At 73.5% G+C, this 10,657-nt stretch carries 11 protein-coding genes; 6 read left to right on the top strand and 5 right to left on the bottom strand.

Annotated features, from left to right (window positions below):
• Nucleotides 1–225 precede the first annotated feature (225 nt).
• From AB0M18_RS34680 to AB0M18_RS34670, 3 genes are all read right to left on the bottom strand, one after another.
• Nucleotides 226–1,914, bottom strand: a complete 1,689-nt coding sequence (locus tag AB0M18_RS34680) for a DEAD/DEAH box helicase (RefSeq protein ID WP_365765144.1) — start codon at nucleotides 1,912–1,914, stop codon at nucleotides 226–228.
• Between the two features lie 88 nt (nucleotides 1,915–2,002).
• On the bottom strand, nucleotides 2,003–2,206 hold the full coding sequence (locus AB0M18_RS34675; protein WP_007502648.1) for a cold-shock protein: 204 nt from the start codon (nucleotides 2,204–2,206) through the stop codon (nucleotides 2,003–2,005).
• A 200-nt stretch (nucleotides 2,207–2,406) separates the two neighbouring features.
• Nucleotides 2,407–2,802 carry a hypothetical protein gene (locus AB0M18_RS34670; protein WP_365765142.1) on the bottom strand — a complete coding sequence of 132 codons (396 nt, stop codon included), beginning with the start codon at nucleotides 2,800–2,802 and terminating at the stop codon, nucleotides 2,407–2,409.
• A gap of 10 nt (nucleotides 2,803–2,812) precedes the next feature.
• On the opposite strand from AB0M18_RS34670, the gene AB0M18_RS34665 reads away from it, so the two are divergent.
• The 3 genes from AB0M18_RS34665 (at nucleotide 2,813) to AB0M18_RS34655 (ending at nucleotide 4,576) form a co-directional block, all read left to right on the top strand.
• The gene (locus AB0M18_RS34665) at nucleotides 2,813–3,232 is read left to right on the top strand and encodes a hypothetical protein (protein ID WP_365765140.1); all 420 of its coding nucleotides are present in this window, start codon (nucleotides 2,813–2,815) and stop codon (nucleotides 3,230–3,232) included.
• 59 nt (nucleotides 3,233–3,291) lie between these two features.
• Nucleotides 3,292–3,858 carry a hypothetical protein gene (locus tag AB0M18_RS34660; protein ID WP_365765138.1) on the top strand — a complete coding sequence of 189 codons (567 nt, stop codon included), beginning with the start codon at nucleotides 3,292–3,294 and terminating at the stop codon, nucleotides 3,856–3,858.
• 121 nt (nucleotides 3,859–3,979) lie between these two features.
• Nucleotides 3,980–4,576, top strand: coding sequence for a HutD family protein (locus AB0M18_RS34655; protein WP_365765136.1), 597 nt, complete (start codon nucleotides 3,980–3,982; stop codon nucleotides 4,574–4,576).
• Nucleotides 4,577–4,591: 15 nt separating this feature from the next.
• Here the strand turns inward: AB0M18_RS34655 and AB0M18_RS34650 are convergent, their stop codons facing one another.
• Both AB0M18_RS34650 and AB0M18_RS34645 read right to left on the bottom strand, forming a co-directional pair.
• Nucleotides 4,592–5,620 carry a TolB-like translocation protein gene (locus AB0M18_RS34650; protein WP_365765146.1) on the bottom strand — a complete coding sequence of 343 codons (1,029 nt, stop codon included), beginning with the start codon at nucleotides 5,618–5,620 and terminating at the stop codon, nucleotides 4,592–4,594.
• A gap of 5 nt (nucleotides 5,621–5,625) precedes the next feature.
• On the bottom strand, nucleotides 5,626–6,939 hold the full coding sequence (locus tag AB0M18_RS34645) for an MFS transporter (RefSeq protein WP_365765134.1): 1,314 nt from the start codon (nucleotides 6,937–6,939) through the stop codon (nucleotides 5,626–5,628).
• A gap of 518 nt (nucleotides 6,940–7,457) precedes the next feature.
• Here AB0M18_RS34645 and AB0M18_RS34640 point away from each other — a divergent pair.
• Genes AB0M18_RS34640 through AB0M18_RS34630 form a run of 3 tightly spaced genes read left to right on the top strand, consistent with a single transcriptional unit; the run spans nucleotide 7,458 to nucleotide 10,656 of the window.
• On the top strand, nucleotides 7,458–8,618 hold the full coding sequence (locus AB0M18_RS34640; RefSeq protein ID WP_365765132.1) for a hypothetical protein: 1,161 nt from the start codon (nucleotides 7,458–7,460) through the stop codon (nucleotides 8,616–8,618).
• Nucleotides 8,615–9,397 carry a WecB/TagA/CpsF family glycosyltransferase gene (locus AB0M18_RS34635; protein ID WP_365765130.1) on the top strand — a complete coding sequence of 261 codons (783 nt, stop codon included), beginning with the start codon at nucleotides 8,615–8,617 and terminating at the stop codon, nucleotides 9,395–9,397. Before AB0M18_RS34640 ends, AB0M18_RS34635 begins: the two co-directional genes overlap by 4 nt.
• Nucleotides 9,397–10,656, top strand: coding sequence for a nucleotide sugar dehydrogenase (locus AB0M18_RS34630; protein ID WP_365765128.1), 1,260 nt, complete (start codon nucleotides 9,397–9,399; stop codon nucleotides 10,654–10,656). The genes AB0M18_RS34635 and AB0M18_RS34630 overlap by 1 nt, the downstream gene beginning before the upstream one ends.
• The last annotated feature ends 1 nt before the right edge of the window (nucleotide 10,657 follow it).

The following is a 10,657-nucleotide window of genomic DNA, read 5'->3' as shown; positions in this document are numbered from 1 at the left end:
GCACGCAGGCCACGGCGAGCAGCTCGACGCGGACCGGAACCCGGTGTGGGTGATGTCGATGACCGACTCCAACCCCTTCGAGCGGGTGGAGCTGCGGGGGACGACCGCGGTGTTCTTCAACAACCTCGGCAACGCGATCGAGATCGACCTCACGCACCACGACTTCCGCCCCTGAGGACGCCCGCCCGGCTCCCCGCGCCCGCCCGGCTCTCCGTCTTCGCCGCGCTACGGCGTGGACGTGCGGCGGCCGCCCCGGCCGGAGGTCCGGGCGGTCCTGCCGGAGGCGGTGCGGGATTCCTTTCCGTCCCCGGTCCGGCGGTCCGGGGCGCGCCCGGCCGAGCGGGCGGCGGCACCCGACGCCTTGCCGGTCCCGGCCGCGGTCCCGGCCCGGCGGGCGGAGCCGCGGCCGTTCGACGCGGCGGACCGGTCGGACCCGGGTGCCCCTGCCGCCCCGGTGGCGGTCCGGCGGTTCGAGCCGCGCTCCTTCGTTCCCGTGGCGGCATCCGTCGCCTGCGGGGCGCCGGCCCTGCGGCGGCGGGAGGGCCGCGCGGCCGTGCCGCGCTCGGTGTCGGTCCGGCGGGTGCCGCGGCGCGGGGCCGGCGGGGTCGCCGGCTGGGGGACCTCGACGACGACGGGGACGCCGGAGGGCTCGCGGGCTCCGGTGAGGGTGGTCAGTTCCGCGTCGGTGGACTTGATGCGGGCCGTGCTGGGGCGGATGCCCGCGTCGGACATCAGGCGGGCGACGTCGCGCTTCTGGTCGGGCAGGACCAGGGTGACCACGCTGCCGGTGCCGCCGGCGCGGGCCGTGCGGCCGCCGCGGTGCAGGTAGTCCTTGTGGTCCATGGGCGGATCGACGTTCACGACGAGGTCGAGGTTGTCGACGTGGATGCCGCGGGCCGCGACGTTCGTGGCCACCAGCGCGGTGATCTGGCCGTTCTTGAACTGGTCCAGGGTGCGGTTCCGCTGCGGCTGGGTACGGCCCCCGTGCAGCGCGGCGGCGCGGACGCCCACGGACAGGAGCCGCTTGGCGAGCCGGTCGGCGGACCGCTTCGTGTCGAGGAAGAGGATGACCCGGCCGTCACGCGCCGCGATGCGCGTGGTGACGGCCTTCTTGTCGGTCTCGTCCATGAGGTGGAGCACATGGTGCTCCATGGTGGTCACGGCTCCCGCGGACGGGTCCACGGAGTGCACGACCGGGTCGGTCAGGAACCGCTTCACCAGGCGGTCGATGTTGGCGTCCAGGGTGGCCGAGAAGAGCATGCGCTGCCCGTCGGGCCGCACCTGCTGGATCAGCTTGGTGACCTGCGGCAGGAAGCCCATGTCGGTCATCTGGTCGGCTTCGTCGAGCACGGTTATGCGGACGTCGTCGAGGACGCAGTCCCCGCGCTCCACGAGGTCGTTGAGCCGGCCCGGGCTCGCCACGAGCACCTCGGCGCCGCGCCGGAGGGCGGTGGCCTGCTTGTTGATGGACAGCCCGCCGACCACGGTGGTCAGCCGGAGGTTCACGGCCGTGGCGTACGGGGTGAGCGCGTCCGTCACCTGCTGGGCGAGTTCACGCGTGGGCACGAGCACGAGGGCGAGGGGCGCCTTGGGCTCGGCCCGCAGTCCGGCCGTACGGGCCAGCAGGGCCAGACCGAACGCGAGGGTCTTGCCCGAGCCGGTACGGCCCCGTCCCAGCAGGTCCCGGCCGGCCAGCGAGTTGGGCAGCGTGGCGGCCTGGATGGGGAACGGGGTGGTGACGCCCTGCGCGACCAGGGTCTTCAGCAGCCCCGCGGGCATGTCCATACCGGCGAATTCCTCGATGGGAGGAAGCGCGGGCGTCGTGCTTTCCGGCAGCCGGAACTCCTTCGGCGACGAAGGGGCCGGTGACGGCGAGGAGGCGCGGCGGTTCGACTTCTGGGGCCTGCGGGACATGCGGAGGGTCTGCCTTCCTGGGAACAGCGCAAACCGGGGTCCGCACCATGACGGTGCCGACCCCGGTCTACCGGTACGCGTGCGGCGATCAGGCGGGAACGATGTTCTCCGCCTGCGGGCCCTTCTGGCCCTGCGTCACGTCGAAGCTCACCCGCTGGCCCTCCTGGAGCTCACGGAAGCCCTGGGTGGCGATGTTCGAGTAGTGGGCGAAGACGTCGGGGCCGCCGCCGTCCTGCTCGATGAAACCGAAGCCCTTCTCGGAGTTGAACCACTTCACGGTTCCCTGCGCCATGACATTTCTCCTTCTGTAGGCAGAGGCCCCATCCGGAGATGCCGGAAAACAAAATGTGCACCTGAAGGACAAGCATTCCCGTCAGGCGCACATAGGTTCATGGGTACCGCAACTGCAACTTCTTCAGACTAGCACAGCCCGAGCCGGCGAACGCGGCGGCCGCCCCGGGGCGCTGTCGGTGGCGCCGCGCGTCCGAAGCGTTACATCCCCTCGGCCGGCCCGTGTCCTGCCGTCGGTAGCGTGGCCCGGCGCACCACGCGGAACCACACCACGCCGAGCCACACCACGCCGAGCCACGCCAGGGAGAACCAGATGCGCCGTACCCGTGCCGTCGTCGTCGGCACGGTGGGCGCCGTGCTCCTGGCGGTGGCCGTCACCGGCTGCGGCCCCGGAGCCGGAACCGGAGCCGGGGCGGACGGCGAGGCCACGCCCTCCTCACCACGGACCTCGGCGAGTCCCGTGCCCAGCGCGACCACCACCGCCACACCGACGGCCTCGCCCTCGCCCACGCCCGAGGCGAGCCTCACCACCCGCCCCGTGACGCGCACCGCGGCGGCGGCGCCGTCGAAGACCGCGACCCGGCCGCCGGCACCCACCTACCTCACGATGCACGTGTCCGCGCCGGGCGGTGGGCTGACCCTGAAGGCCGGGGGTGCCGCGCAGGAGTTCACCGTCATCCTCCGCAACGGCAACAGCCGGGCCTACCGGCACCTGGTGCCGGCCTTCCAGATGGAGGCCATGCCGGGCGCCACGGCCGACCCCGCCTACCGCCTGGAGCGCTGGGACGGCTCGGCCGGGATCTGGCGCCCGGCCACGCTGCGGGTGGCCAACGACACCTTCCCGTACGCGCTCTACACGGGCGGCACCGCGCTGGCCGAGGACGCGGTGGTCACCCACCGCTACCGCATCCGCGCCGCGAGCGGCGCCCCGCCCGGCCCCAACCCGATCATGATCGGGTTGATCGACACGGACGCGGACACCCGCGTTCAGCGGTCTTCCCTGCCCCAGACCACAGTCGCCCCGTAGGTCACAGGCAGGCCTCTGAAAGGATGGCGGGTCACGACCGACCGGCGGAGGGGGCCCAGGTGGACCAGCGGACAAGCCGACCCGAGGCGGAGGCGGAGCCCCGGCGCAGGGGCTGGCGGCCTTTCCTGGCGGCGATCGCGGCGGCCTGCGTCGTGGCCGCGGGCGGACTGGGGTGGCTGTTCTGGGACGACATGATGTACCCCGTCGGTGACCCCCGTGCCTGCCCCGGCAGCGACACCGCGCTGCCGGGCGTCATCACCGCCGCTGGTGCCGACCTGCCCTCCGACGCTTCCGAGGTCCGGTACTACACCCACGAGGGCCAGGTCGTCGTCTGGTTCGTCAGCGACCAGGTCCCCGACTACCTCGTGCGCGCGAAGCTCATACCCGACACCGCTCCGCCGCTCCTCGACGACGAGCGGGGAGGGAAGTACGGCATAGGCGACGGCGAACCCGAACCCACGGAGGGCCTGTGCGGCGAACCCGTCCGCGGGCCGCTGTGGTTGCTCGGAGCACCGGGCGCATCGGGAGGCTCGGTCCTCGTCGAATGTTCGACCGGCGACCGCTCCACCCTCCGCACCCCGACCCGGGTCCAGGTGACCTTCCGGCTCCCGGCGGTCGACGGCTGAGCCCGGCGGAACGCCGCGAGCGTCCACGACCGCGGCCACCCGGTTGAGCGGGCGCGCGGGCCCGTGCGAAGGTTCGACGGCGAGCGACGCACAGGAGATCCACGGCACCGGGAGCGACGACATGACCGCAGGACGCCTGCTCAGGGCGCACGACCGGGCGGCCACGCCCTGGCGCAACGGCGGCGGTGTGACCCGGGAGGTCGCCGCCGGCCCCGCCGACGCGGGCCTGGACGACTTCACCTGGCGCGTGAGCCTCGCCGACGTCGCGGCCGGCGGCCCGTTCTCCGCCTTCCCGGGTGTGGACCGGGTGATCACCGTGGTCGACGGCCCGGGCATGGAGCTGACGGTCGACGGAGCCCCGCACCTCGTCGACGCCGCCTTCGAACCCTTCTCCTTCTCCGGCGACGCGGCCACGGAGTGTCGTCTCCTGGGCGGCCCGCTCGTCGACTTCAACGTGATGACCCGGCGCGCCGCGGCGACGGCGGACGTGCGCGTGACGCGCGCGCCCTTCTCGGTGCCGGCGGTCCCGACGGTCCCGGCGGCCCCGGAGACAGGCGTCGCGACCCTGGTGATCGCCCTGTCGGGCACGGCCACCGAGACCGGCTCCGGCCTCACCCTGGAGCGTTTCGACGCGGTCCTGTACGAGGAGGGTGAGACGGGCGCCTTCCGCGTGGACGGTGTGACGGCCGTGGTCACGGTGACGCCCAAGCCCTCCTGAGACGCCTTCAGTTGCTCACCTGACCGGAGTCGGCGGGGCCTGGCCGTCCTCCAGGAGGAGCTTCGGGGCGCCGGTGCCGTCGGCGGGGACGGTCCAGGTGTCGTTGCTGTCGGGGCGGGTGTCGGCGGGGAGGGCGTAGGCGAGGGTCCGGTCGTCGAGCCAGACGGCCTGGTCGTCCACGCTGCGCCGCTCGGCGAGCGTGGTGGACTTCAACGTACGGAGATCCAGGACGTGTTCGCGCCAGAGGGCGGCCGTGCCGAAGACACGCTTCTTGTACGCGACGCGGGTGCCGTCCGGGGACAGTGACGGGCACTCGACGTTCCGCGTCAGGGTGGTCACCGCGCGGGCCCGCAGCGAACCGCGCACCAGATAGGTCTCGTCGCCCGTGGACAGCGTGGCGTAGAAGGTGTCGTCGTCGGCGGCGAAGGTGACGCCCCAGAAGTTGACGTCCTGGTTGCGGTACGGACGCCCCTCCAGGGTGATCGCGAACTCCTCCAGGTTCGGGGTCAGGCGCCAGCCCCGGGTGTCCAGGACGGAGGTGCGGGTGGAGAAGAAGGCGGTGCCGTACGACTCGCCCTTCACGAACACCGTCCACGCGGCGAGGTTCCCGCTGGGTGAGACCCGGGCGCGGCTCGGGATGCCGGCGAGGGGGTAGCTCTTCAGGGTGCGCAGGCTCGTGTCGAGGATCTGCGCACGGTACGCGGGGCGGCCCAGGACCGTCGTGGACTGCAGGCACACGCCGGTGCCCGCGGCCGAGTGGAAACGCAGACAGCTCAGCTCGGAGGCGGTACGGACCGCGCCCGCCGGCCGGTCGGCCGGCACCGACACCAGGTGGTCGCGCTGCGGCCCGGCGGCCGTGTTGCGGAAGACCAGCCGGCCCGGCTCGTCGAGCGTGACCCTTCCCGCGGTGAACGCCGGGCCGCCGGGGCGCGGCTTGTTCTCCTCCTCGGCCCGGTCGGCGGCGGACAGCACCGACCAGGCGCCGACGCCCCCGAGCAGCAGCGCCCCGACGGCCAGGATCAGCAGTCGGCGCAGCGGGGTCAGGGACATCACTTCTCTCCCGAGGGTGAAGGCAGGTCGGGGGCGGTCGGGCGCAGGGCCACGCCCGCCGCCGTCGCGCAGCACGCGAGCCCGGCCGCCGCCGCGGCGAGCGCCGGGCCGTCGCCCCACGCCGCCCAGGCCGCGCCGAAGACCAGCGAGCAGCAGAACCGGGCGAGAGCCTGGCCCGTGCCGACCAGGGCGAGGCCGCTCGCCCGCAGCCGCTCCGGCACCACCGCGCCCACCGCCGCCGGCAGCACGCCGTCGGTGGCGGCGTAGAACGCGCCGTGCAGCACAAGGACCAGATACGGCAGGGCCGGCGCCGTCGGGGCCCACAGCAGAAGGGAGTACGCGAGGAGCAGCCCCGCGTGCCCGGCGAGGAAGACGGTGCGCCGGCCCACCCGGTCCGCGAGCCGGCCGAGCGGCAGCGCCAGCAGCAGGAACACGGTCGCCGTGCCCAGCGGCAGCAGCGGGAACAGGTGCTCGGCGATGCCGGTACGGCGCTGCACCAGGAGGTAGAGGAACGCGTCGCTGACGGTCGTCAGACCCAGCAGCACCGCGCAGCCGAACAGCACCCGCAGCCGCCGCGTGCGCAACAGCCCGAAGGCCGCCCGCAGATCGACCTTCTCGACCTGCGCCGCCTCCGCGGGCGACGCCTCCGATGCCTCTGACGCCTCCCGTGCCTCGGGGGCCCGCCTCCCGCCCGGCACGAACAGCAGCAGGACGAGGACGCCGAGCGCGGCCACGCACCCGCTGACCGCGAACACCGCGTCGTAACCCCCGGCCGCCACACCGAGGATGAGGAAGGCGAGCACCGGGCCGAGCAGCGCTCCGGTGGTGTCCATCGCCCGGTGCACCCCGAACGCCCGGCCCTGCCGCTCCGGCGGTGCGGACAGCGAGATCAGCGCGTCGCGCGGGGCGGTGCGCAGGCCCTTGCCCGTACGGTCCAGGGCGAGGGCCGCACCCAGGGCGCCCATGTGGTGCACGAGCAGCAGCGGCTTGCACAGCGCCGACAGGCCGTAGCCGATCCCCGCCACCAGCTTGTGGTCGCGGACCCGGTCGGCGAGATGGCCGCCGGTGAGCTGGACCAGGGCGCTCACCCCGTTCTGCACGCCGTCGAGGACGCCGAAGCCGAGCGGGCTCAGGCCGAGCCCGAGGACCAGGTACAGCGGCAGCACGGCGGTGACCATCTCGGTCGAGACGTCGGTGATCAGACTGACCGTGCCCAGCGCGAAGACGGTCGGGGAGACCGCCCGCACCGTGCCGCGGACGCGGCCTCCCGCGGTGGCGGTCCCGCGCGGGGCGGAGCGATCGGCCAGGTACACGGGCAAGGACTCCAGCCTCGTCGAACGGGTGGACGCGCGCCCACTCTAACGGCTGGGACCCGGCGGAACGGCAGGATCGGTGCGGCTTCGCGGCTGCTTGCCACCAATTCCGCGAAAGGCCTCATCGTCACCGTGTTGTGCGCCTATCTTCCCGTTGTACGCTGCGAGTTGAGCACGGCAGGCGCGCTGTGCCCAGGGGGTGTGAGCGAGGGGGACGCTTCGGCACGTCCGGTGGATGGGGATCCACCGGGTGACCGAGTGGGCGCGTGGACGCGGTGCCGCCCGGGGGTTGGAGGAGACCCTCTCGGCACGCCGTGACGCGTTCCCGCATGTGAGAAACCGTCTCCCTCACCACATCCCTGCCGCTCTCATCGCTCAGCGCCGCACCACAACGGCCCGCCCACACCGGGTCGTTCACACGCCGACCCGGACCAGCCGCTCTGGACCGGACCGACCCGAGGGGGGTGGGTGTGTCAGATCGTCCTGCCAACACACCCGACATTCCACGCAGTTCACGGATGACGGAGCTCTCCCGAGCCGACACGACGCTCCACGGACTCGCCGACCGGCTGCTCGCCGTCGCGGAACGCGGGCTTCCGCGGATGCTCCTGCCTGACGGCGGCGGATTCGTCTTCACCCGCGCCGGACACCCCGCCGGCGACGGCTCCTTCGCCCTGGAGCAGCGCGGCACCAGCATCCGCTACGCGGCGATCACCGCCCTCGGCGCGCGCTTCCTGCCCGCCGACCGACAGCGCGCGGTGCTCGGCGGCCACACCGCCGAGGAGTTCACCGGACTGCTCGTCGAGCGGCTGCCCGGGGTGCGCAACCTCGGCGACGCCGCGCTGGTCGCCTGGGCCGCCGCCGAGACCGGACACCCCAAGCTGTCCGACGCCCTCGACCGGGTCACGGTCCTCGACCCGCCCGGCCGGCCCCAGTACACCGTGGAGGCCGCCTGGGTGCTCTCGGCGCTCGCCGCCGCCCGGCCCGCCCTCGACGTCGAGCAGCGCCTCGCCGCCGCCCGCGACCGGCTGCTGCGCGCCCGGATCGGCCGCAGCCCGCTCTTCCCGCACGCCACCGGGCCCGGCCTGAACCCCTGGTACCGCGCGCACATCGGCTGCTTCGCCGACCAGACGTACCCCCTGCAGGCCCTCGCCCGCGCCCACGCCAGCGGCGACGACCCGCAGGCGCTGGCCGCCGCCGACGCCTGCGCCACCCGGATCTGCGCCCTCCAGGGCGAGGGCGGCCAGTGGTGGTGGCACTACGACGCCCGCCGCGGCACCGTCGTCGAGGGCTACCCCGTCTACAGCGTGCACCAGCACGCCATGGCCCCCACCGCGCTGTTCGACCTCGCCGAGGCCGGCGGCACCGACTTCGGCGAGCCGGTCCGGCGCGGCCTGCGCTGGATGACCGAGGTGCCCGAGCTCGCCCGCGCCGGCGCCACCGAGCCGATGATCCTCGACGAGCTCGGGGTGACCTGGCGCAAGGTCTACCGCGGCGACCCGAAGAAGGCCGTGCGCGCCGCCCGCGGCCTGAGCACCCGCCTGGTGCCGGGCCTGCGGCTCGGGGCGCTCGACGCCGTGTTCAAGCCCGCATCCGTGGACCGCGAGTGCCGCCCGTACGAGTTCGGCTGGATGCTCTTCGCGTGGCTCGGCTCGCTCCCCGGGGGCGAGGCGAGATGACCCCACGTCAGAACCTCTTCGGCGTCGCCCTCGACGCCCTCACCATGGACCAGACCGTCGCCCGCTGCCTCGACGCCGTCCGGGCCGGCGAGCGGCTGGAGATCGGCGTCGTCAACGCCGCCAAGCTGGTCAACATGCGCCGCGACCCCGCCCTCGCCCGGGCCGTCACCGGCTGCGACCTCGTCCTCGCCGACGGCCAGGCCGTGGTCTGGGCGAGCCGGCTGCTCCGCCGTCCGCTGCCCGAACGCGTCGCCGGCATCGACCTGTTCACCCGGCTGCTCGCCGAGGCCGAACGCGAGGGCCTGTCCGTCTACTTCCTCGGCGCCAGGCAGCCGGTCCTGGACGAGATGCTGCGCCGGATCGCCGTCCGCCACCCCCGTCTGCGGGTCGCGGGCAGCCGCAACGGCTACTTCGACGACGCCGAACAGCCCGCCGTCGCCGACGCCATCGCCGCCGGCGGCGCCGACCTGCTGTTCCTCGGCATGACCTCCCCCAAGAAGGAGATCTTCACCGCCGGTTACGGCGAACGCAGCAAGGTCGCGCTCGTGCACGGCGTCGGCGGCTCCTTCGACGTGCTCGCCGGGGTCACCCGCCGCGCCCCCGAGCGCTGGCAGCGGCTCGGCCTCGAATGGCTCTACCGCACGCTCCAGGAGCCTCGCCGCCTCGGCCGCCGCTACCTCACCACCAATGTCGCCTTCGCCCTGATGACCGGACGCGAGCTGCTGCTCCGCCGTACCGCCTCACCGTCGATCAGCACCGCAAGCAGGGGGGAATCGTGATGCGCCGCGTCGTCGTCGTGGGCCAGGGATACGTCGGACTGCCGCTCGCCGTCCGCGCCGCCGAGACCGGGCACGAGGTCATCGGCTACGACGTGGACACCGAGCGGGTGAAGAGCCTCGCCGCCGGGGAGTCGTACGTCGAGGACGTCTCCGCCGAGCGGATCCGCGCCGCCCTGGAGGCCGGGACCTACCGGGCCAGCGACTCCGTACGGGACCTCGGCGGCTTCGACGTCGCCGTCGTCACCGTGCCCACCCCGCTGCACGAGGGCACCCCGGACCTGCGCTACATCGAGGAGTCGGCCCGCACCCTCGCCCGCTATCTGCGCCCCGGCGCCACCGTCGTCCTGGAGTCGACGACCTACCCCGGGACCACCCAGGAGCTCTTCGGGCCGCTCCTCGAAGAGGGCTCCGGGCTCGTCGCCGGCGCCGACTTCCACCTCGGCTACAGCCCCGAGCGGATCGACCCCGGCAACCCGGTCTGGGGCTTCGAGCAGACCCCGAAGATCGTCTCCGGAGTGGACGCCGCCTCCCTCAAGGCCGTCCAGGAGTTCTACGACGCCCTGGTGGAGACCACCGTGCCGGTCGGCTCGCCCAAGGAGGCCGAGCTCGCCAAACTCCTGGAGAACACCTTCCGGCACGTCAACATCGCCCTCGTCAACGAGATAGCGATGTTCGCCCGCCACCTCGACATCGACGTGTGGCAGGCCATCGACGCCGCCTCCAGCAAGCCCTTCGGCTTCATGCGCTTCACCCCCGGGCCCGGCGTCGGCGGCCACTGCCTGCCGATCGACCCCTCCTATCTGTCCTGGCGGGTGCAGCGCGAGCTCGGGCAGAGCTTCCGCTTCGTCGAACTCGCCAACGACATCAACAACCACATGCCCGACTACGTCACCCGGCGCCTGGTCAACGCCTTCAACGCCCGCAAGCGGTCCGTCAACGGCTCCCGCATCCTGCTCCTCGGCCTCGCCTACAAGAAGAACACCGGCGACGCCCGCGAGTCGCCCGCGCTGCGCATCTCCCAACTCCTCCTGGACATGGGCGCCGAGGTCCGCGCCGCCGACCCGCACGTGGTGGAGGGCCAGCGGGTCGACAACCGCCTGGTCCGGGTCGAGCTCACCGAGGCCGAGCTCGCCGCCGCCGACGCGGTGGTGCTCATCACCGACCACGACGCCTTCGACTACGCACTCGTCGAGGCCCACGCCGACTACGTACTCGACTGCCGGCGCCGGCTGAGCGGTCCCCGGATCGAGGTGCTCTGAC

Source organism: Streptomyces sp. NPDC051909, from assembly GCF_040681095.1.
Lineage (GTDB): Bacteria > Actinomycetota > Actinomycetes > Streptomycetales > Streptomycetaceae > Streptomyces.
The sequence above is the reverse complement of the archived record's forward strand: the minus strand, read 5'-3'. Positions and strand labels throughout refer to the sequence as shown.